This window comes from Escherichia sp. 93.1518, assembly GCF_013368915.2.
Taxonomy (GTDB): domain Bacteria; phylum Pseudomonadota; class Gammaproteobacteria; order Enterobacterales; family Enterobacteriaceae; genus Escherichia; species Escherichia ruysiae.
Window position 1 is genome coordinate 205,391 of record NZ_JABWMT020000002.1, and the last position, 22,459, is coordinate 227,849.

Consider the following 22,459-nt stretch of genomic DNA (forward strand, 5'->3'; position numbering starts at 1 on the left):
AAATCAAAAAAGGCTGACAAATCAGAGGCTGTTCAGGCTTTCTGGAGTGATCTCCTGCCTATAAAAAGTCCACCGCGATGCTGCCGTACGCAAGGGGACGTGAAGAAGATGTGAGCGATAACCCATTTTATTTTCGTAGTTACCTCATGGAGATATGGAATGTTTAGGTTGAACCCTTTCGTACGGGTCGGGCTGTGTTTGTCCGCAATTTCTTGTGCATGGCCTGTGTTGGCGGTTGATGATGATGGCGAGACGATGGTTGTCACCGCATCTTCCGTTGAACAAAACCTTAAAGACGCACCTGCCAGTATCAGCGTCATTACCCAGGAAGACCTGCAGCGTAAACCAGTACAGAACCTGAAAGATGTCCTCAAAGAAGTGCCGGGCGTACAACTGACTAACGAAGGGGATAACCGCAAGGGCGTCAGTATTCGTGGGCTGGACAGCAGTTACACGCTGATTCTTGTCGATGGTAAACGCGTTAACTCCCGCAATGCTGTCTTTCGCCACAATGACTTTGATCTGAACTGGATCCCGGTTGATTCCATCGAACGTATTGAAGTGGTACGTGGCCCGATGTCCTCGTTGTACGGTTCTGATGCGCTTGGCGGCGTGGTCAATATCATCACCAAAAAAATCGGTCAAAAATGGACGGGCACTGTTACGGTCGATACCACCATTCAGGAACATCGCGATCGTGGTGACACGTACAATGGTCAGTTCTTCACCAGCGGGCCATTAATTGACGGTGTGCTGGGAATGAAAGCCTACGGCAGCCTGGCGAAACGTGAAAAGGATGACCCGCAAAACTCAACCACCACCGATACCGGAGAAACACCGCGTATTGAAGGATTCTCCAGCCGCGACGGCAATGTCGAATTTGCCTGGACGCCGAATCAAAATCACGATTTTACCGCCGGTTACGGTTTCGACCGTCAGGATCGTGATTCCGACTCGCTGGACAAAAACCGCCTGGAACGCCAGAACTACTCTGTCAGCCATAATGGTCGCTGGGATTACGGCACCAGCGAACTGAAATATTACGGCGAGAAAGTCGAAAACAAAAACCCTGGCAACAGCAGCCCAATTACCTCTGAAAGCAATACCGTTGATGGCAAATACACGCTGCCGCTGACGACGATTAATCAGTTTGTCACGGTTGGCGGTGAATGGCGTCACGATAAACTTAGTGATGCAGTAAACCTGACCGGTGGCACCAGCACCAAAACGTCTGCCAGCCAGTACGCGCTGTTTGTGGAAGATGAATGGCGGATCTTTGAACCACTGGCGCTGACGACCGGCGTGCGTATGGATGATCATGAAACCTACGGCGATCACTGGAGCCCGCGTGCCTATCTGGTCTATAACGCTACCGACACCGTTACCGTGAAAGGTGGCTGGGCAACGGCTTTTAAAGCGCCTTCTTTGTTGCAGCTTAGCCCTGACTGGACGACAAATTCCTGCCGTGGTGCATGTAAAATTGTCGGCAGCCCGGATCTGAAACCAGAGACCAGCGAAAGTTGGGAACTGGGGCTTTACTACATGGGTGAAGATGGCTGGCTGGAAGGGGTTGAATCCAGCGTGACTGTTTTCCGCAACGATGTGAAAGATCGTATTAGCATCAGCCGCACGTCTGACGTTAACGCTGCACCGGGTTACCAGAACTTTGTCGGTTTTGAAACGGGCGCTAACGGACGACGGATACCGGTATTCAGCTACTACAACGTTAACAAAGCGCGAATTCAGGGCGTGGAGACTGAGTTGAAAATTCCGTTCAATGACGAATGGAAGCTGTCACTCAACTACACCTACAACGATGGTCGTGATGTCAGCAATGGCGAAAACAAACCGCTTTCCGACCTGCCGTTCCATACCGCTAACGGTACGCTGGACTGGAAACCGCTGATGCTGGAAGACTGGTTATTCTATGTTTCTGGTCACTATACCGGACAGAAACGTGCCGACAGTGATACGGCCAAAACGCCTGGTGGCTATACGATCTGGAATACCGGCGCGGCCTGGCAGGTGACCAAAGACGTCAAACTGCGTGCGGGCGTGCTGAACCTGACTGATAAAGATCTCAGTCGTGACGACTACAGCTATAACGAAGACGGACGTCGTTACTTTATGGCGGTGGATTATCGCTTCTGATGAGAAGGTGCCCGGCGAACCGGGCTAAGTTTTATTTCAGTAAATGCTGCGCATGGAAGCGCAGATGATCCTCTATAAAAGAGGCGATGAAGTAGTAACTGTGGTCATAACCCGGCTGAATACGTAACGTCATTGGCCACGCTTTCTGACGTGCGGCCTCTGCCAGCACCGCAGGCTGGAGCTGGTCGGCAAGAAACTGATCGCTATCGCCCTGATCAATAAGCGTCGGGATCGCATCCTGCGCATTACTGGCGTACATCAACGCGCAACTGTCCCATTCCTCCCAGTCATTTTTATCCTCGCCCAGATAGGCGCTAAACGCTTTGATTCCCCACGGGACGCTGCACGGATTCACAATTGGCGCAAAGGCGGAAACGCTGGTGTATTTGCCAGGGTTTTTCAGCGCCATAATCAATGCGCCGTGCCCCCCCATCGAATGACCGCTAATAGCGCAGCGATCGCTGACGTTAAATTGCGACTGAATCAGCGCCGGTAATTCATCGCGCAGATAATCATACATCCGGTAATGCGCCGACCACGGCGATTGCGTAGCGTTAAGATAAAAACCTGCGCCCTGGCCTAAATCGTAGCCGTCATCATTGGCAATCTGTTCGCCGCGCGGGCTGGTGTCTGGCATTACCAGTACAATCCCCAGTTCTGCCGCCACTCGCTGGGCACCCGCTTTAGTGGTGAAATTTTCGTCATTACAGGTTAATCCCGAAAGCCAGTACAGCACTGGCGGCGGGGCGTTATCGCGGGGAGGCGGGAGAAAGATGCTGAACGTCATCGGACAGTTTAAGGTACTGGAGTCGTGCCGCCAGCGTTGCTGCCAGCCTTCAAAACAGCGGTGCTCTTCGAGCATTTCCATGCGTGGCTCCTTGTTATGTTGTTTGCAATTTTTTCATCATACCGTTTATTCAGTGTGTTGTGAGTAACTTTCACTTCCGCATATGCATAACGATGTTTTAACATCTACGGCTGAAAGGCAGCGGCAATTACAATAATTATCGCTGTGAATACTGGATTATGTGCGTCACCTCACGCACAATAATCAGGCTGCTAATCAGCTTAATAACTTTGCCCCCACGCAGGGCGGAGGCGTCACACCTGCAGGAGAAAATATAAATGCCATCACTCAGTAAAGAAGCGGCCCTGGTTCATGAAGCGTTGGTTGCGCGAGGACTGGAAACACCGCTACGCCCGCCCGTGCATGAAATGGATAACGAAACGCGCAAAAGCCTTATTGCCGGTCATATGACCGAAATCATGCAGCTGCTGAATCTCGACCTGGCTGATGACAGTTTGATGGAAACACCGCATCGCATCGCCAAAATGTATGTCGATGAAATTTTCTCCGGTCTGGATTACGCCAACTTCCCGAAAATCACCCTCATTGAAAATAAAATGAAGGTCGATGAAATGGTCACCGTGCGCGATATCACCCTGACCAGCACCTGTGAACACCATTTTGTCACTATTGATGGCAAAGCGACGGTGGCCTATATCCCGAAAGATTCGGTGATCGGTCTGTCAAAAATTAACCGCATTGTGCAGTTTTTTGCCCAGCGTCCGCAGGTGCAGGAACGTCTGACCCAGCAAATTCTCATTGCGCTACAAACGCTGCTGGGCACCAATAATGTGGCGGTCTCCATCGATGCGGTGCATTACTGCGTGAAAGCGCGTGGCATCCGCGATGCAACCAGCGCCACGACAACGACCTCCCTCGGTGGTTTGTTCAAATCCAGCCAGAATACGCGCCACGAGTTTCTGCGCGCCGTGCGTCATCACAACTGATTAAAAGGCAGGAACCATGGAGCGCAACGTCACGCTCGATTTTGTTCGCGGCGTCGCCATTCTGGGGATCCTGCTATTAAACATCAGCGCCTTTGGACTCCCAAAGGCGGCTTATCTCAATCCCGCCTGGTACGGCGCTATTACGTCGCAAGATGCCTGGACATGGGCATTTCTCGATCTCATCGGCCAGGTGAAATTCCTCACGCTTTTTGCGCTGCTGTTTGGTGCGGGACTGCAAATGTTGCTGCCGCGTGGCAGACGCTGGATCCAGTCGCGGCTCACCCTGTTAGTCTTGTTGGGCTTTATTCACGGATTGTTATTCTGGGACGGCGATATTCTGCTGGCTTACGGGCTGGTGGGCTTAATCAGCTGGCGGCTGGTGCGCGATGCGCCATCGGTAAAAAGCCTGTTTAATACCGGCGTCATGTTGTATCTGGTAGGGCTTGGCGTTTTGCTGCTGCTGGGGTTGATTTCTGACAGCCAGACCAGTCGCGCCTGGACGCCGGATGCGTCCGCCATTTTGTATGAAAAATACTGGAAACTTCACGGCGGCGTGGAAGCCATCAGTAACCGTGCCGATGGAGTAGGGAACAGTTTACTGGCACTGGGTGCGCAGTATGGCTGGCAACTGGCGGGGATGATGCTAATTGGCGCGGCATTGATGCGTAGCGGTTGGCTGAAAGGGCAGTACAGCTTGCGCCACTATCGCCGTACCGGTTTTGTGCTGGTGGCGATTGGGCTGATGATTAACCTTCCTGCTATCGCACTACAATGGCGGCTGGACTGGGCGTATCGCTGGTGCGCCTTCTTACTTCAGATGCCGCGTGAACTGAGTGCGCCATTTCAGGCGATGGGTTATGCGTCGTTGCTGTTCGGCTACTGGCCACAATTAAGCCGTTTTAAGCTGGTGCTGGCGATCGCCTGCGTCGGACGGATGGCGCTGACCAACTACCTGTTACAAACGCTAATTTGTACCACGCTGTTTTATCATCTCGGTTTGTTTATGCAGTTTGACCGTCTGGAATTGCTGGCGTTTGTTATTCCGGTATGGCTGGCGAATATCCTCTTCTCTGTTATCTGGCTACGTTACTTCCGCCAGGGGCCGGTAGAATGGCTCTGGCGTCAGCTAACCCTCCGTGCTGCCGGATCTGCATTGTCTAAAACATCAAGATAACGATCTCGATCACATTCATTAACAAAACGGCTGTAACCGTTTCCATTGCTGTGACTCGATTCACGAAGTCCTGTATTCAGTGCTGACAAAATAGCCGCCAGCAAGCAGTAACCTACTGCAATCTCACAACAGGTAGTGAATATGATCACCATTCGTGATGTAGCGCGTCAGGCTGGCGTCTCTGTGGCAACGGTTTCCCGGGTGCTCAATAACAGTACTCTGGTGAGTGCGGACACGCGTGAAGCGGTAATGAAAGCCGTGAGTGAACTGGATTACCGACCAAACGCCAATGCCCAGGCGCTGGCAACCCAGGTGAGCGATACCGTTGGCGTGGTGGTGATGGACGTTTCTGATGCGTTTTTCGGCGCACTGGTGAAAGCCGTCGATCTCGTCGCCCAACAACATCAGAAATATGTATTGATTGGCAACAGCTATCATGAAGCGGAAAAAGAGCGTCACGCCATCGAGGTGTTAATTCGCCAGCGTTGTAATGCGTTGATTGTTCATTCAAAAGCGTTAAGCGACGACGAACTGGCGCAGTTTATGGACAACATTCCCGGTATGGTGCTGATTAACCGCGTTGTACCGGGTTACGCTCATCGTTGCGTTTGCCTGGATAATCTCAGCGGTGCCCGAATGGCGACGCGCATGTTGCTGAATAACGGGCATCAACGCATCGGTTATCTTTCTTCCAGCCACGGCATTGAAGATGACGCAATGCGCAAAGCAGGCTGGATGAGTGCGCTGAAAGAGCAGGATATTGTTCCGCCGGAAAGCTGGATTGGCACCGGCACGCCGGACATGCCCGGCGGTGAGGCGGCAATGGTCGAGCTACTGGGACGCAATCTGCAACTTACTGCTGTGTTTGCTTATAACGACAATATGGCCGCTGGCGCACTGACGGCATTAAAAGATAATGGCATTGCAATTCCGTTACATCTCTCCATCATCGGTTTCGATGATATCCCCATTGCCCGTTACACCGACCCGCAATTAACGACCGTGCGTTATCCCATTGCTTCGATGGCAAAATTAGCTACTGAACTGGCCTTGCAGGGCGCAGCAGGCAACATTGATCCGCGAGCCAGCCACTGTTTTATGCCGACGTTAGTGCGTCGGCATTCTGTCGCAACACGCCAGAATGCGGCGGCGATCACTAACTCAACAAATCAGGCGATGTAACCGCTTTCAATCTGTGAGTGATTTCACAGTATCTTAACAATGCGATAGCTATGATTGCACCGTTTTAACGTTGTAACCTATATGTAACAGTGAATAATCACTTTTATCGAGGCTATAGCGTCATAACAACAATTAAAGCCGTTTTCTGGAGCGTTACCGGGCATGGAAGAACGAATTTTAAAACGTGAGCTTCGGCGTTCAGTAACACTTCATTAACTATACTGCCCCGCCGAGCATTTATCTCAAGCACTACCCTGCATAAGAAAAACCGGAGATACCATGAATAAGAAGGTGTTAACCCTGTCTGCTGTGATGGCCAGCATGTTATTCGGTGCCGCTGCACACGCTGCTGATACCCGTATTGGTGTGACGATTTATAAATATGACGATAACTTTATGTCCGTGGTGCGTAAGGCTATCGAACAAGATGCGAAAGCCGCGCCAGACGTCCAGTTGCTGATGAATGATTCGCAGAATGACCAGTCCAAGCAGAACGATCAGATTGACGTGCTGTTGGCGAAAGGGGTGAAGGCGCTGGCAATCAACCTGGTTGACCCGGCTGCTGCGGGTACAGTGATTGAGAAAGCGCGCGGACAAAACGTACCAATCGTTTTCTTCAACAAAGAGCCTTCCCGTAAGGCGCTGGATAGCTACGACAAAGCCTACTACGTTGGCACCGACTCGAAAGAGTCTGGCATTATTCAGGGCGATTTGATTGCTAAACACTGGGCGGCGAATCAGGGTTGGGATCTCAACAAAGATGGTCAGATTCAGTTCGTACTGCTGAAAGGTGAACCGGGCCATCCGGATGCAGAAGCACGTACCACTTACGTGATTAAAGAACTGAACGACAAAGGCATCAAAACGGAACAGTTACAGTTAGATACTGCTATGTGGGACACCGCTCAGGCGAAAGATAAGATGGACGCCTGGCTGTCTGGCCCGAACGCCAACAAAATCGAAGTGGTTATTGCTAACAACGATGCGATGGCAATGGGCGCGGTAGAAGCACTGAAAGCGCACAATAAGTCCAGCATTCCGGTGTTTGGCGTCGATGCGCTGCCAGAAGCTCTGGCACTGGTGAAATCCGGTGCACTGGCGGGCACGGTGCTGAACGATGCTAACAACCAGGCGAAAGCGACCTTTGATCTGGCGAAAAACCTGGCCGATGGCAAAGGTGCGGCTGATGGCACCAACTGGAAAATCGACAATAAAGTTGTCCGCGTTCCTTATGTTGGCGTAGATAAAGACAACCTGGCTGAATTCAGCAAGAAATAAGACTGATTGGGCGCAGTCGTTTACTGCGCCCTTATTGTATGGCCAACAAGGTAAAATTATATGGTCAGCTCAACGGCTTCGTCTTCCGGGGAATACTTGTTGGAAATGAGCGGTATCAACAAGTCCTTTCCCGGTGTTAAGGCACTTGATAACGTTAATTTAAAAGTCCGGCCACATTCTATCCATGCATTAATGGGAGAAAACGGCGCAGGAAAATCGACATTATTAAAATGCCTGTTTGGTATTTATCAAAAAGACTCCGGCACCATTTTATTCCAGGGTAAAGAGATCGATTTTCATTCTGCCAAAGAAGCACTGGAAAATGGTATTTCGATGGTACACCAGGAGTTAAATCTGGTATTACAACGGTCGGTGATGGATAACATGTGGCTGGGGCGATACCCCACCAAAGGCATGTTTGTCGATCAGGACAAAATGTACCGTGAAACCAAAGCGATTTTTGATGAACTGGATATTGATATCGATCCGCGTGCGCGGGTTGGGACATTATCTGTTTCGCAAATGCAAATGATCGAAATCGCCAAAGCGTTTTCCTATAACGCGAAAATCGTGATTATGGATGAGCCGACTTCTTCGTTAACCGAAAAAGAGGTCAATCATCTGTTCACTATTATTCGTAAATTAAAAGAGCGCGGCTGCGGTATTGTTTATATCTCGCATAAAATGGAAGAAATTTTCCAGTTATGTGATGAAGTCACCGTATTGCGTGACGGTCAGTGGATCGCCACCGAACCGCTGGCAGGGCTGACGATGGACAAGATCATCGCCATGATGGTTGGGCGTTCTCTTAACCAGCGTTTCCCGGACAAACAAAACACGCCAGGCGAAGTGATTCTGGAAGTGCGTAACCTGACGTCGCTGCGCCAGCCTTCCATCCGCGATGTTTCGTTTGATCTGCACAAAGGGGAGATCCTCGGTATTGCCGGTCTGGTGGGAGCGAAACGTACTGATATCGTTGAGACGTTATTTGGTATTCGCGAGAAATCGGCTGGCACCATTACGTTGCACGGCAAAAAGATCAATAACCATAACGCCAACGAAGCTATTAACCACGGATTTGCACTGGTGACCGAAGAGCGCCGCTCGACGGGAATTTATGCCTATCTGGATATTGGTTTTAACTCGTTAATTTCCAATATTCGCAACTACAAAAATAAAGTTGGGTTACTGGATAACTCGCGGATGAAAAGCGATACCCAGTGGGTTATTGATTCAATGCGGGTAAAAACGCCGGGGCATCGAACACAAATTGGTTCGCTCTCCGGCGGTAATCAGCAAAAGGTGATTATTGGTCGCTGGCTGCTAACGCAACCAGAAATATTAATGCTCGATGAACCGACGCGCGGTATTGATGTCGGGGCGAAGTTTGAAATTTATCAGTTAATTGCTGAACTGGCGAAGAAAGGCAAGGGGATTATTATTATCTCCTCAGAAATGCCAGAGTTGTTAGGGATAACAGACCGTATTCTGGTGATGAGCAATGGTCTCGTTTCTGGAATTGTCGATACAAAAACAACAACGCAAAACGAAATTCTGCGTCTTGCGTCTTTGCACCTTTAAGATTAGGGGCTTCCTATGAGTGCGTTAAATAAGAAAAGTTTTCTTACTTACCTGAAAGAGGGCGGTATTTACGTCGTTCTTTTAGTTTTGCTGGCGATTATAATTTTCCAGGATCCTACTTTTTTAAGTCTGTTGAACTTAAGTAATATTCTCACCCAGTCATCGGTACGTATTATTATCGCGCTTGGCGTGGCAGGATTAATTGTCACCCAGGGAACTGACCTTTCTGCCGGGCGCCAGGTAGGGCTGGCAGCGGTGGTGGCAGCGACGTTATTGCAGTCGATGGAAAACGCCAACAAAGTGTTCCCGGAAATGGCGACGATGCCGATCGCGCTGGTTATTCTGATTGTCTGTGCCATTGGTGCGGTTATCGGTTTAATCAACGGTCTGATTATCGCTTATCTCAACGTGACGCCGTTCATTACCACGCTCGGCACGATGATTATCGTCTACGGCATTAACTCGCTCTATTACGATTTTGTGGGTGCGTCACCGATTTCCGGTTTTGATAGCGGTTTCTCCACCTTTGCCCAGGGCTTTATTGCATTGGGGAGTTTCCGGCTCTCTTACATCACCTTCTACGCGCTGATTGCCGTGGCGTTCGTTTGGGTACTGTGGAACAAAACCCGCTTCGGTAAGAACATTTTTGCTATCGGCGGTAACCCGGAAGCGGCGAAGGTTTCTGGTGTCAACGTCGGCCTGAATCTGCTGATGATTTATGCGCTGTCTGGTGTGTTCTATGCCTTCGGCGGAATGTTAGAAGCCGGACGTATCGGCTCTGCGACTAACAACCTCGGCTTTATGTATGAGCTGGATGCTATCGCGGCGTGCGTGGTGGGCGGCGTATCGTTCAGCGGCGGTGTGGGGACGGTGATTGGCGTGGTGACCGGGGTTATTATCTTTACGGTCATCAACTATGGCCTGACGTACATCGGCGTAAACCCATACTGGCAGTACATCATCAAAGGGGCGATTATTATCTTCGCCGTGGCACTGGATTCACTGAAATACGCGCGTAAGAAGTGATATGAATGTGGCTCGCATTCGGTCATAAATGCACATAACATCATGATCTGTGTGGTTTTGTAGGCCGGATAAGGCGTTTACGCCGCATCCGGCGACAGGAGCCAAATGCCGGATGCGACGCTGGTTCTACAACGTTACCGGGTGTTCTTTTTCTCCTTTCTTAAACTTCACTTCCCCGAGATCAATACACCCCACCGGACAGACATGACCGCAAAGCAGACAACCGACGCACTTCTCGGTATTACAGTGCGGCGTGCGCGATTTATCATCCCATTCCATCGCCTGATGCCCACCGTCGTAGCAGGAAATATAACAGCGCCCACAGCCGACACATTTATCAAGATTAATATGGGGATAGACGATATAACTACGGTCTAAATCTTCCGCCGGGACAATATTATGATTCGCCAGGCCAACCATCTCCTGCAATGAATCAAACCCCTGATCGGCAAGATAATGCGACAACCCGCTCGCCATATCTTCCACAATGCGATAACCGTACTGCATGATGCCTGTGGTCACCTGTAACGTTGCCGCACCGAGTAATAAAAACTCCGCTGCATCTTCCCAGGTCTCAATACCACCGATACCGCTAATCGGGAAATCACGCAGTTCCGGATGGGTACGCATTTGCTGAATAAAGCGCAGGGCGATTGGTTTCACCGCTTTACCGGAATAACCGGAAATACTCGATTTACCGTTGACGATCGGCATACCAATTTTCTGATTAAGATCGATATTGGTGATGGATTTGACGGTGTTAATCGCCGCAATGCCATCTGCGCCGCCGCGTTTCGCCGCCAGCGCCACTTCGCACATATCACCGATATTCGGCGTCATCTTCGCCAGCATCGGCAAAGTGGAACCGCGTTTCACCGCACGACAATATTTTTCTACCAGTTCCGGACTTTGCCCGACATCGCTCCCCATCGCATGAGAAGTCATCTGCGGGCAGGAGAAATTACATTCGATCATATCGGCGCCTGCTTTTTGCACCAGACGCGCCAGATCCTCCCATTGTTGCTCATTTTCCCCCATGATCGAGGCGATCAGCACCTTGTCAGGGTAATCTTCTTTCAACCGACGCAGAGCGGCCAGATTCTCCTCCAGGGGATGTTCGGCAATCTGCTCCATGTTTTTGAAGCCAATAAAACCGGTATCTTCTTTCACCAGATGATCAAAACGAGGCGAAACTTCGTTAGCGATAAAAAAGCCGATCGTTTTGAACACCACGCCGCCCCAGCCGGTGTCGTAGGCTTTGGCGCACATCTCGTAGCAGTTGCCTACTGGCGAAGAAGAGAGGCAGAACGGATTGGGAAACTTCACGCCGCAAAAGGTAATAGAAAGATCTTTCGTTAACATGAGCAAGCTCCCTCTAAATAGTGATGAATCACCCCGGCGGCTTCTTTCCCGGTCTTCACGGCATAAACCACGGTTTTGTCGCCCTCAACAATATCGCCAGCGGCAAACAGTTGTGGGTCGCGAGTCTGGTAATTTTTCGTTTCGATGATGTTGCGCTTCGGCTCCAGCGCCGCAAAAGCGGTAAGTTCGGCATGTTGACCGACGGCGAGAATAATTTTGTCCGCTGCCATTGTCAGTTCGCCCGGCAAACGAACATGTTTAAAGGTAACTTTATTGCCCTCTACCGCCACTGGCGTAAAGCCATCAATAATCGATACCCCCAATTTCTGGGCGCTGGTGAACTCTTTCTTGCTTGCCGGAAATTCATCTAACTCTTCGCGCGCTACACAGGTCACCGCCTGGCAGCCGAGAACTTTCAGCGTGCTGGCAACGTCCATCGCGACATCGCCGCCGCCAATAATTAATGCGCTTTGCGGGATGCGGATATCGCCTTGTGCCTGACGCGCGCGTTGCAGGAAATCGACGGCGATCTCAACGTCGCTATGCTCAAACAGCGGCAGCCGAGAACCGCTCGATAACCCCACGGTGACCAGCACTGCGCGGTTTTCTGCTTTCAGTTGTTCCAGCGAAAGCGTTTTGCCAATTTCACAGTTGCACTTAATGGCTACACCCATTTTTTCGATGCGAGCGATTTCCGCTTCCAGCACTGATTGCGGCAAACGAAATTGCGGAATACCGTTACACAACCAGCCACCGGGCTGCGCTTCTTTTTCATAAATTGTGACGTCGTAGCCCAGATTGGTCAGCGTCACGCTGGCTTGTAATCCGGCAGGACCAGCACCAATAATCGCGACTTTACCGCGCGTCTTGCTGCCTGGTTGATAAATTTCCATTCCAGTTTGTTGTTCAAAATCAGTAATAAAACGTTGTAAGCGACCAATATCAATGGGGTCATCGACACCCGCACGGGTACAACCGCTCTGGCATAATTTTTCCGTAGGGCACACTCTGGCGCAAACGGCACCAAGGGCATTATTTTCGCGAATTGTCTCGGCAGCACCTTTAAAATTACGAAAATAGATTGAGCGAATAAATTTCCCCGGATCGGTTTGCGCCGGGCAAGCCTGGCTGCAGGGCGCGTCGTGACATAATAAACAGCGGGAGGCTTCTTTAATCGCCAGTAAAGGCGTAAAAGCCGGAGTGAGTTCATCCAGATAATTTTGTTGCGGCATGTGATCTTCCTTAATGCTATGGGTAATTAAGGCGAACGCCTGTTTTACCCGCAATACTTCAAGTGGCATGTGCTGCGACATCGCACCTTTCTGCAACTCAAATTATTTTGGGTAAATATAACGTACTAATATTAAGGCTAAGCGTGTGGGGGAATTTAAACTGTGAAAAGATTCACAAATAGCTGCGGTTCAGAATGTTATATCCGCAGCCTGAGGGTGAACTAATAATTATTCTCAATAATTAGCAAGAGGAAGAAATAATATTATCGGTAAAAAATAAGATAAATAATCATGCCGATGGATAAAAGTCCGAAGCCGCTATATGCCACTATATAAGCGAAGAAGAGTCCGGGATTTTTGTCACGCCAGACATACACCGGTTCCAGGGAATTTTTAACCCGTTTATCAATTGCGCCAGCACGCCAGCCTTTCCAGGCTTCGCGAAAACAAAATACAGGGATCAGGAAAAAAACGGCAATGACAAAAAACTGCTGAACATCCATAACTACTTTCCTTGTTTCTTTTCTAATTCAAGTAATTGTTCGGGGGTAACGGCCGGATACCCCTGCGCATCTTCCGGCACCTGGTGCATTGCCGGAATAGGAACCAGCGGACCTAAAAAGCGTGGCTCACGTTTAAAGATATAAAGATCAGCCAGAGCGCCGAAACGAGCGGCAAATTCACGAATACGTACCGACCACATATCTTTGGGTGATGGTACGGCATAACACTGCGCCTGAATACCCATATGCAGAGCGATAAATAATGCCCGCTCACAGTGGAAACGCTGAGTGATAATAATGAAGTCGTTAGTATCGAACACTTTGCGCGTGCGTACGATAGAGTCGAGGGTTCGAAAACCTGCGTAGTCGAGAACAATATCAGCCGGATCGACACCAGCGGCAATTAAATCTTTGCGCATGGTCATCGGTTCGTTATAACTCTGCAACGCGTTATCGCCACTAAGTAATAGATAATTCACCTTACCGCTGTTATAGGCATTTATTGCGCCCTGAATACGGTAGCGGTAATACTGATTAATTACCCCGGTGCGATAATACTTCGCGGTGCCAAGTACCACGCCGACCTGGCGGTAGGGGAGATCCTGTAACTCGTCGTAGATATAAGGCGCAGTTTTCCAGCTCATCCAGCGATCGAGGCCGAGCACAGTCAACAGCAGCAAGCCGATCAGGACTAACAGGCTGTAAAACACGCGCTTTAACATGCAGAAAACTCGATCTTGGGGAATTTCAATCAGGCTACTTTACCTGCGGGCTTTGCGCAAGAAACGGCAAACTGTTTGCCGGGATTTTCGACACCAGGATAAGTTGGCAAGCCTGATGCGACGCTTATCAGTGTGCCAGACCTGTAGGCCGGACAAGGCGTTCACGCCGCATCCGGCACCAGGCTTAAGCGAGAAGAACGCGGTCGATATTGTTGCAGCCGAGAGCTTTCAGCGTTGCGGAGGTTGCATCCCACTGAATCAACGGCGCATCGGCTTTTTCTGCCAGAATCGCGCGCTGAATATCCGGGTAGTCATAACCCTTGAGATTCAACAGAATTAACGCTCCTTGTAATGGCGGCAGAGTCGGGTTGAACGCCGCGTTTTCAGCGTAGCTGCCGCTGAAAATACGACCGTCTTTACATTCCAGCGCCACGCCGCTTGGGGACTTGCTGTAAGGCATGTGTGAACGGTTTGCCGCTGCAATTGCCGCCTGAGAAAGCGCATCGCCGGTCAGTGCAAAGCCGTGATCCTGCTCATCCATCAGCAGCGTTTTAATCTCCAGATCTTTCGGCCCAAAAGCATCCGGCAGATAGTCACGCAGCGCGTGCGCTTCGCGACCCGGTAGATGAATACGCAGATCCAGACCGCTATTCAGTTCATTCATAAACTGACGGCAGTGACCGCAAGGCGTGTAGTTAACGGTGATAGCGGCGAGTGCTTTCTCACCGCTCAACCAGGCGTGGCTGATAGCACTTTGTTCGGCATGAACGGTTTGCTGCATTGTCGCGCCAATAAATTCCATATTGGCACCAAAATACCAGGTTCCACTCACGCCGCGCGCAATAGCGCCAACATTAAAATTCGACAATGGCGTGCGGGCACAGGCCGCCGCCAGCGGCAGCAGTGCGAAAGCCAGCGCGTCTTCGTCCAGCCCCGTTGCGCTCTTCAGCGAAGAGACCTGCTCTTTGGTCAACAACGCGGGAAAATACTTGTCTGCCAGAATGGGTTCCAGTGCAGATTGCAAGTTATCCGCAAGTTGGGCAAAAGCAGTTTGAAAACGTGGATGCATGGCGTTGCCTCATAATCATGTAATGGGATAACAGTTTACGAACCCGTTATGCCTTTATATGTGATCTGAATCTCATTAATTATGCAACGCGTGAAACTTACATCAAAAATGCGCGACGCATCGCAAAATTTTAGCCCATTACAGCCAGAATTATCGGGAAAAGGAACGGTGCGATCAGCGAGGTAATAATCCCGCACAGCACCAGTGCCAGCGAACTAAATGCGCCTTCCTGATAATCCAGCTCGGCACAGCGTGCCGTACCGAGGGCGTGTGAGGCCGTCCCCATCGCCAGACCGCGCGCCGCTTTGGTGCGAATACGCATCGCATTAAGCAATGTATGACCAAACACCGCGCCCAGAATACCGACGAAAATGACGCAAACTGCGCTAATTGCAGGGATACCGCCAATACTGCCGCCAACCGCCATCGCAATTGGCGTAGTCACCGATTTCGGCAGGATTGACGCGGCGATTTCCGGTGAAGCGCCCATCAGCAATGCCACGGACGTGCCTGTCACCATCGCGACCACGCTGCCGATAAAGCAAATGGTGATGATCGACTTCCAGCGCGCGCGGATCTGATGCAGCTGCTCATATAAAGGATAGGCCAGCGCCACCACCGCCGGTTGCAGCAGATCGTTTAAAACCTCACTACCTTTAAAATAGCTGTCGTAAGAGATACCGGTCAGCATTAAAAAAGGAATGATCACCACCATTGCCACCAGCAACGGATTGAGCAATGGAAATTTATACCGCGCTGCCAGTTTGCGGGCGGCAAAAAAGACAATCAATGTCAGCGGTAATGACCACCAGATATTCGCCATCATTTTTCTGATCCTTTCTGACCTATGACTTTACGTTCACCGTGTACCAGGTGCGAACTCCAGCTCACCACCAGAAAAACCACCAGCGTACTAATGGCACAGGAAACCACTACTGGGCCAAACTGTGCGCGTAGCAAATCAAAATATTGCATAACGCCTACGCCAATCGGCACAAACAATAGCGCCATATAGCGAATCAGTACGTAGCACCCCGGATTGACCCACTTCGCCGGAAGAATTTGCAAGGCCAGCAGGACAAAGAGGATCAGCATCCCGATGATGCTGCCCGGAATGGTTACCGGTAGCAGGGAAGCAATGAAAATGCCTGCATACAGGCAGGCATAAATAAGGACAAAAGCGCGTAAATATTGCCAGATAATGTTCAGTGTCTTACTCATGATCAACACCCCAGATGAGATGGATTCATCATACAATTAATCTGTAAAATGTGCTACCGATCACATCATGAAATCTGAGCATAGTTGAATTACAGGAGACGGAGATCGGGCAAGCGCCCAATTCAGAGGTCTAATTCTGGTTCAAAAAGTGCAGAAACCGACTTAGCGCACGGGAGGGCGTTTCGTTATTACGCCAGAACACGCCGACGCTGCCTTTCTGTTCTATCTTCGGCAGATTCAGGATCACCAGTTGCCCCTGACTGGCATAGCGTTGCGCCAGACGTAAAGAGAGTATAGAAATCATGTCGCTGCTTTGTAGCAGGTTGGTGCTGACGTTCATTGATGCCGATTCAATGGTGTTTTCTGGCAGCATCACGCCATGTTCTACCAGCGCATTATCAATACTGAGACGAATAGGTGTCCCGGTCGGCCAGACTATCCAGCGCCAGTTAGCCAGATCATTCCAGCCAAGAGCGGCATATTTCGCCAGTGGATGGTTCGGGCGAGCGACAAAGCACACAGGCTCGGTGTAGAGCACCTGATAATTCAGCGGCAGTTGCAGCGCACGACCACCAATACGACCAACCACTACATCCACAGAACCTGCCAGCAGGTCTTGCAGTAATGGCGTCATCACCTTCTCTTCGATATTCAGGTGCAGCGTCGGCATCTCTTGTAGCAAATGCAAAATCGCCTGGGATACGCAGTCAGTGGCGACAGGAGAACAACCTATTTTCAGACTGCCGACCAGTCCGCCTTGTTTAAAGCGCGCCAGTTCATGCTGCGATCGCTCCATGTCGTTGATTAACCGTTGAGCATGTTGCAGTAACAATTTGCCGCCTTCGGTTGGACGTAGCCCTTTGCTGTGCCGCTCAAAGAGTGTGAGGCCGATCTCATCTTCGAGTTGTGACAGCCATTTCGACAGCGCAGGCTGGGTGATATTCATCATCCGCGCTACATGGGTCAGATTGCCTTGTTCGCCCAGCGCCACCAGCATTTGCAGGTGATGAAGTTTTAATTTCTGCGCCCAGTTTGCCATTTGCCATAACCTCCAGGTTATCTCTCTGCCGAAAATGCCATTGTACATTTCATCTCTTTAATCACAATATCGCAACATATACAAAACAATAGAAACATCTACCTTACCTGCACTGAGGCATTCACTATGACTCAACGACGTGATTTACAAGCACTGATCGATGCCGCTCCGGTCGGCAAGATGCAGTGGCGCGTTATCATCTGCTGTTTTCTGGTGGTAATGCTCGATGGTTTTGACACGGCGGCTATCGGCTTTATCGCTCCCGATATTCGTACTCACTGGCAACTCTCCGCAGGCGATCTCGCGCCGCTGTTTGGTGCGGGTCTGTTGGGATTAACCGCAGGCGCACTGCTTTGCGGCCCGTTGTCCGATCGCTTTGGTCGTAAACGGGTCATTGAGTTGTGCGTCTTTTTATTTGGTGCGCTAAGTCTTGCCTCTGCTTTTTCACCAGATCTGCAAACACTGGTAATCCTGCGCTTTCTCACTGGGTTAGGGCTTGGCGGCGCAATGCCGAATACCATCACCATGACGTCGGAATATCTGCCAGCTCGTCGTCGCGGCGCGCTGGTAACGCTGATGTTTTGCGGTTTCACGCTGGGGTCAGCCTTTGGCGGGATTGTCAGCGCACAACTGGTGCCGGTGATTGGCTGGCACGGCATTCTGGTGCTGGGAGGCGTATTACCGCTGATTTTATTTGTCGCGCTGCTGGTGGTTTTGCCGGAATCGCCTCGCTGGCAGGTGCGCCGCCAGTTACCGCAGGCGGTAATTGCAAAAACCGTGAGTGCCATGACTCACGAGCGTTATGTCGATACCCACTTTTATCTCAATGAACCAGCAGCTATTGCCAAAGGCAGCATTCGCCAGTTGTTTGCCGGGCGTCAGTTAACCATCACGTTGATGCTGTGGGTCGTTTTCTTCATGAGCCTGCTGATCATTTACCTGCTCTCAAGCTGGATGCCGACGCTGCTTAACCATCGTGGTATCGACCTGCAACATGCGTCTTGGGTCACTGCCGCATTCCAGATTGGCGGCACGTTGGGCGCGCTGGCGCTGGGCGTACTGATGGATAAATTCAATCCTTTCCGCGTGTTGGCTGTGAGCTATGCCATAGGCGTTGTATGCATCGTGATGATTGGCCTAAGCCAGGACGGATTATGGCTGATGGCACTGGCTGTCTTTGGCACTGGCATTGGCATCAGCGGATCGCAAGTGGGGCTGAACGCGTTGACCGCCACGCTCTACCCAACGCAAAGCCGCGCCACGGGCGTGAGCTGGTCAAACGCCGTCGGCCGCTGCGGCGCGATTGTCGGGTCGCTTTCTGGCGGCGTGATGATGGCGATGAATTTCTCTTTCGACACTCTGTTTTTCATTATCGCTGTGCCTGCGGCGATCAGTGCGGTGATGTTAACGCTGCTGATTACCGTCGTTCGCCAGTCGACCTCTGTCCCTGACTCACTGCCTCGCGCAGGCGTTGTGAACGAATAAGGAGCATCTCAATGACTGATAACAATCAAAATAGCCGCGAGCAATTTTATCAACACATTTCCGGGCAAAACCTGACCCCGCTGTGGGAGTCGTTGCACCATCTGGTGCCGAAAACGCCCAACGCTAATTGTGCGCCAGCGTACTGGAATTATCAGGAGATCCGCCCGTTGTTGCTGGAGAGCGGCAGCCTGATTGGCGCGAAAGAGGCGGTGCGTCGCGTACTGGTGCTGGAAAACCCGGCGCTGCGCGGTCAGTCCTCCATTACCGCCACCTTGTATGCCGGTTTGCAACTGATCATGCCAGGCGAAGTGGCACCAAGCCATCGTCATAACCAGTCGGCGCTGCGTTTTATTGTTGAAGGTAAAGGCGCATTTACCGCCGTTGATGGCGAACGCACGCCAATGAATGAGGGCGATTTTATCCTGACCCCGCAGTGGCGCTGGCACGATCACGGTAACCCTGGTGACGAACCGGTTATCTGGCTCGATGGACTGGATCTGCCATTAGTGAACACTCTGGGCTGCGGTTTTGCCGAAGATTACCCAGAAGAGCAACAACCGGTAACGCGCAAAGAGGGGGATTACCTGCCGCGTTATGCCGCCAATATGTTGCCGCTGCGCCATCAGACGGGGAACTCTTCGCCGATCTTTAACTATCGTTATGACCGAAGCCGCGAAGTGCTGCACGATTTAACCCGCCTGGGCGATGCCGATGAGTGGGATGGCTACAAAATGCGCTACGTCAACCCGGTCACCGGCGGCTATCCGATGCCGTCGATGGGCGCTTTCCTGCAACTGTTGCCGAAAGGGTTCGCCTCCCGCGTGGCGCGTACTACTGACAGCACCATCTACCACGTGGTGGAAGGCGGCGGGCAGGTCACTATCGGCAATGAAACCTTCACCTTTAGTGCAAAAGATATCTTCGTGGTGCCGACCTGGCACGGCGTGTCATTCCAGACCACGCAAGATACCGTTTTATTTAGTTTTTCGGACAGACCGGTACAAGAAGCCCTGGGGCTGTTCCGCGAAGCGCGTTATTAATTTGGGAGAGAAAAAATGACTCAATACGTATTCGAACCGCAAGCGCCCGTTACCGTACCGGTTGTTGGCAGTGATGAACAATTCCCCGTGCGCCGCGTTTACTGCGTCGGGCGTAACTATGCTGCCCACGCCCGCGAAATGGGCTTCGATCCGGATCGTGAACCGCCATTCTTCTTCTGCAAACCAGCGGATGCCGTTGTTCCGGTTGCCGCTGGCGAAATGCTGGCGCTGCCGTATCCGGCGCAGACCGATAACTACCATTATGAAATTGAGCTGGTAGTGGCAATTGGTAAAAAGGGCAGCGATATCCCGCTGGAAAACGCCCATGAATATGTCTGGGGTTATGCCACGGGGCTTGATATGACCCGTCGCGATCGTCAAATGGAGATGCGCCAGATGGGGCGTCCGTGGGAAATTGGTAAAGCGTTTGATCTCTCTGCGCCCATCGCGCCGCTGCACAAAGCCAGCGAAACCGGCGGTATTGATAACGCGCCAATCTGGTTACAGGTTAACGGCGAAGATCATCAGCGCAGCGATATTCGTCATCTCATCTGGTCAGTGAATGAAACCATCAGCTACCTGTCCGGCTTCTTTGAACTGCAACCGGGCGATCTGATCTTCACCGGCACGCCGGAAGGTGTTGGCCCGGTGGTGAAAGGTGATGTGATCACGGGCAACGTTGAGGGTTTAACCCCTATCGCGGTGAAGATTGTCTGAGGTGCAAGATGAAGCTGTACAGTTTTTTTAATAGTTCAGCGTCGTACCGGGTACGCATTGCGCTGGCTCTGAAGGGCATTGATTACCAGACCGAAGGGGTGAATATCCGTATTGGTCAGCAAAACGAACTGGCCTACCGGCGGATGAATCCGGTCGGGCTGGTGCCGACGCTGCTGACCGATGATGGCGAGTCACTCGGTCAATCGCTGGCGATAATTGACTGGCTGGATCGTCATTACCCGCAAGTTCCGCTGTTACCGCAGGAAGAACCGGCTCGCAATAAAGTCCTGGAAATTGTTTATGCCATCGCTTGCGACATTCATCCTCTGAATAACCTGCGCGTGCTGCGCTACCTGACCGAAGAACTGAACGTCAGTGAAGAAGAGAAAAAACGCTGGTATGCGCACTGGATCCAGCAAGGGTTAAGCGCGGTGGAACAACTGCTGCGCCAGAGCCAGTCGGGACAATTTTGCGTGGGCGAGACGCCGACGCTGGCAGACTGCTGCCTTGTCCCACAATGGGCAAATGCGTTACGCATGAACTGCGACCTGAGTGCATATCCGCGCTGTAAAGCAGTGTACGACGCCTGCACGCAGCTGCCAGCGTTCATCGCTGCCGCACCGGAAAATCAACAAGATAAAATTTCAGCCTGACCAGGAGAACCATAATGACGAAAGTGACACGCGCAGTAATTGTGGGAGGCGGGATCGGCGGTGCGGCAACTGCGCTGTCACTGGCCCGCCAGGGGATCAAAGTGGTGCTGCTGGAAAAGGCGCATGAGATTGGTGAGATTGGCGCGGGCATCCAGCTGGGGCCGAACGCGTTTTCGGCGCTGGACAGCCTTGGCGTCGGCGAAATTGCCCGTCAGCGCGCGGTGTTTACCGATCACATCACTATGATGGACGCGGTAAACGCCGAAGAAGTGGTGCGCATTGAAACCGGTCAGGCCTTTCGTGACCATTTCGGCGGCCCTTATGCGGTGATCCACCGCGTTGATATTCATGCCTCGGTGTGGGAAGCGGTACTGACCCACCCGGACGTCGAATATCACACCTCTACTAACGTCGTGGATATTCGCGAGACGCCGGACGATGTTACCGTTTTCGACGATCGCGGCAATAGCTGGAGCGGCGATATTCTGATTGGCTGTGATGGCGTGAAGTCAGTGGTGCGTCAGAGCTTATTAGGCGATGTGCCGCGCGTTACCGGGCATGTGGTCTACCGTGCGGTTATCGATTGTGCCGATATGCCGGAAGATTTGCGTATTAACGCACCGGTACTGTGGGCGGGGCCGCACTGTCACCTGGTGCATTACCCTTTGCGCGGCGGCAAGCAGTATAACCTGGTGGTAACATTCCACAGTCGCCAGCAGGAAGAGTGGGGCGTGAAGGATGGCAGTAAAGAGGAAGTGCTTTCCTATTTTGAAGGCATTCATCCACGCCCGCGCCAGATGCTGGATAAACCGACCTCATGGCGACGCTGGTCAACTGCCGATCGCGAACCGGTGGCGAAGTGGGGAACGAAGCGCATAACGCTGGTGGGCGATGCGGCGCATCCGGTGGCGCAATATATGGCGCAGGGGGCCTGTATGGCACTGGAAGACGCGGTGACGCTCGGTAAGGCGCTGGCAGAATGTGACGGCGATGCGGCACAAGCCTTTGCGCTGTATGAGTCGGTACGTATTCCACGCACCGCGCGCATCGTCTGGTCGACACGTGAAATGGGGCGGGTATACCACGCTGCGGGGGTAGAACGGCAGGTGCGTAATCTGCTGTGGAAAGGGAAATCGCAGGCAGAGTTTTATCGTGGTATGGAGTGGCTGTACGGCTGGAAAGAAGATAACTGTCTGCAACCACGCTGAGCACTTTAATCCGCTGACCGGA

The 22,459-nt window shown here is 51.6% G+C and carries 21 protein-coding genes; 12 read left to right on the forward strand and 9 right to left on the reverse strand.

What is annotated here, in order from left to right; translation table 11 throughout:
• The first annotated feature begins 159 nt into the window (after positions 1 to 159).
• The gene (gene cirA, locus HEN21_RS02555; RefSeq protein ID WP_176251976.1) at positions 160 to 2,151 is read left to right on the forward strand and encodes a catecholate siderophore receptor CirA; all 1,992 of its coding nucleotides are present in this window, start codon (positions 160 to 162) and stop codon (positions 2,149 to 2,151) included.
• A 31-nt stretch (positions 2,152 to 2,182) separates the two neighbouring features.
• On the opposite strand, the gene yeiG is transcribed toward cirA, so the two are convergent.
• Positions 2,183 to 3,019, reverse strand: coding sequence for an S-formylglutathione hydrolase (yeiG, locus tag HEN21_RS02560; protein WP_176251975.1), 837 nt, complete (start codon positions 3,017 to 3,019; stop codon positions 2,183 to 2,185).
• A 257-nt stretch (positions 3,020 to 3,276) separates the two neighbouring features.
• Here yeiG and folE point away from each other — a divergent pair, with 257 nt between their 5' ends.
• The 6 genes from folE to mglC all read left to right on the forward strand — a co-directional run bounded on the left by folE (position 3,277) and on the right by mglC (position 10,186).
• Entirely contained in the window at positions 3,277 to 3,945 is a 669-nt protein-coding gene (folE, locus tag HEN21_RS02565; RefSeq protein ID WP_001139613.1) for a GTP cyclohydrolase I FolE, read from the forward strand.
• A gap of 16 nt (positions 3,946 to 3,961) precedes the next feature.
• Positions 3,962 to 5,119 (forward strand): DUF418 domain-containing protein YeiB, encoded by a 1,158-nt coding sequence (gene yeiB / locus HEN21_RS02570; RefSeq protein ID WP_000440935.1) that lies wholly within the window; start codon positions 3,962 to 3,964, stop codon positions 5,117 to 5,119.
• Between the two features lie 141 nt (positions 5,120 to 5,260).
• Positions 5,261 to 6,301 carry an HTH-type transcriptional regulator GalS gene (gene galS / locus HEN21_RS02575; RefSeq protein ID WP_000628678.1) on the forward strand — a complete coding sequence of 347 codons (1,041 nt, stop codon included), beginning with the start codon at positions 5,261 to 5,263 and terminating at the stop codon, positions 6,299 to 6,301.
• A gap of 279 nt (positions 6,302 to 6,580) precedes the next feature.
• Positions 6,581 to 7,579: a galactose/glucose ABC transporter substrate-binding protein MglB gene (gene mglB / locus HEN21_RS02580; protein WP_001036961.1), complete on the forward strand. Its 999-nt coding sequence runs from the start codon at positions 6,581 to 6,583 to the stop codon at positions 7,577 to 7,579.
• Positions 7,580 to 7,639: 60 nt separating this feature from the next.
• Complete coding sequence (gene mglA, locus HEN21_RS02585) at positions 7,640 to 9,160, forward strand: galactose/methyl galactoside ABC transporter ATP-binding protein MglA (RefSeq protein WP_000255012.1); 1,521 nt, start codon at positions 7,640 to 7,642, stop codon at positions 9,158 to 9,160.
• 15 nt (positions 9,161 to 9,175) lie between these two features.
• Complete coding sequence (gene mglC / locus HEN21_RS02590; protein ID WP_001275121.1) at positions 9,176 to 10,186, forward strand: galactose/methyl galactoside ABC transporter permease MglC; 1,011 nt, start codon at positions 9,176 to 9,178, stop codon at positions 10,184 to 10,186.
• 126 nt (positions 10,187 to 10,312) lie between these two features.
• Here mglC and preA read toward each other — a convergent pair whose 3' ends face one another.
• The 8 genes from preA to HEN21_RS02630 all read right to left on the reverse strand — a co-directional run bounded on the left by preA (position 10,313) and on the right by HEN21_RS02630 (position 17,334).
• A complete protein-coding gene (gene preA / locus HEN21_RS02595) occupies positions 10,313 to 11,548 on the reverse strand; it encodes an NAD-dependent dihydropyrimidine dehydrogenase subunit PreA (protein WP_000956050.1) in 1,236 nt (411 codons plus the stop codon).
• Positions 11,542 to 12,780: an NAD(P)-dependent oxidoreductase gene (locus HEN21_RS02600; RefSeq protein ID WP_176252034.1), complete on the reverse strand. Its 1,239-nt coding sequence runs from the start codon at positions 12,778 to 12,780 to the stop codon at positions 11,542 to 11,544. Before HEN21_RS02600 ends, preA begins: the two co-directional genes overlap by 7 nt.
• Positions 12,781 to 13,043: 263 nt before the next feature.
• Positions 13,044 to 13,283: a DUF2542 family protein gene (locus HEN21_RS02605; RefSeq protein ID WP_000383083.1), complete on the reverse strand. Its 240-nt coding sequence runs from the start codon at positions 13,281 to 13,283 to the stop codon at positions 13,044 to 13,046.
• A gap of 2 nt (positions 13,284 to 13,285) precedes the next feature.
• On the reverse strand, positions 13,286 to 14,005 hold the full coding sequence (sanA, locus tag HEN21_RS02610; RefSeq protein WP_000920075.1) for an outer membrane permeability protein SanA: 720 nt from the start codon (positions 14,003 to 14,005) through the stop codon (positions 13,286 to 13,288).
• 184 nt (positions 14,006 to 14,189) lie between these two features.
• Positions 14,190 to 15,074 (reverse strand): cytidine deaminase, encoded by an 885-nt coding sequence (gene cdd, locus HEN21_RS02615; RefSeq protein ID WP_000553573.1) that lies wholly within the window; start codon positions 15,072 to 15,074, stop codon positions 14,190 to 14,192.
• A 130-nt stretch (positions 15,075 to 15,204) separates the two neighbouring features.
• Complete coding sequence (locus tag HEN21_RS02620) at positions 15,205 to 15,900, reverse strand: CidB/LrgB family autolysis modulator (protein ID WP_000968208.1); 696 nt, start codon at positions 15,898 to 15,900, stop codon at positions 15,205 to 15,207.
• On the reverse strand, positions 15,897 to 16,295 hold the full coding sequence (locus HEN21_RS02625; protein WP_001516704.1) for a CidA/LrgA family protein: 399 nt from the start codon (positions 16,293 to 16,295) through the stop codon (positions 15,897 to 15,899). The genes HEN21_RS02620 and HEN21_RS02625 overlap by 4 nt, the downstream gene beginning before the upstream one ends.
• Before the next feature lie 130 nt (positions 16,296 to 16,425).
• On the reverse strand, positions 16,426 to 17,334 hold the full coding sequence (locus tag HEN21_RS02630; RefSeq protein WP_016158617.1) for a LysR substrate-binding domain-containing protein: 909 nt from the start codon (positions 17,332 to 17,334) through the stop codon (positions 16,426 to 16,428).
• 126 nt (positions 17,335 to 17,460) lie between these two features.
• Between HEN21_RS02630 and mhbT the strand changes: the two genes are divergently transcribed.
• Genes mhbT through HEN21_RS02655 form a run of 5 tightly spaced genes read left to right on the forward strand, consistent with a single transcriptional unit; the run spans position 17,461 to position 22,437 of the window.
• Entirely contained in the window at positions 17,461 to 18,819 is a 1,359-nt protein-coding gene (gene mhbT, locus HEN21_RS02635; protein ID WP_105286770.1) for a 3-hydroxybenzoate transporter MhbT, read from the forward strand.
• 11 nt (positions 18,820 to 18,830) lie between these two features.
• Positions 18,831 to 19,859, forward strand: a complete 1,029-nt coding sequence (gtdA, locus tag HEN21_RS02640) for a gentisate 1,2-dioxygenase (protein WP_000131692.1) — start codon at positions 18,831 to 18,833, stop codon at positions 19,857 to 19,859.
• A 15-nt stretch (positions 19,860 to 19,874) separates the two neighbouring features.
• Positions 19,875 to 20,576 carry a fumarylacetoacetate hydrolase family protein gene (locus tag HEN21_RS02645; RefSeq protein WP_105284989.1) on the forward strand — a complete coding sequence of 234 codons (702 nt, stop codon included), beginning with the start codon at positions 19,875 to 19,877 and terminating at the stop codon, positions 20,574 to 20,576.
• Between the two features lie 8 nt (positions 20,577 to 20,584).
• On the forward strand, positions 20,585 to 21,229 hold the full coding sequence (maiA, locus tag HEN21_RS02650; RefSeq protein ID WP_176242203.1) for a maleylacetoacetate isomerase: 645 nt from the start codon (positions 20,585 to 20,587) through the stop codon (positions 21,227 to 21,229).
• 14 nt (positions 21,230 to 21,243) lie between these two features.
• Entirely contained in the window at positions 21,244 to 22,437 is a 1,194-nt protein-coding gene (locus HEN21_RS02655; protein WP_000170159.1) for a 3-hydroxybenzoate 6-monooxygenase, read from the forward strand.
• The last annotated feature ends 22 nt before the right edge of the window (positions 22,438 to 22,459 follow it).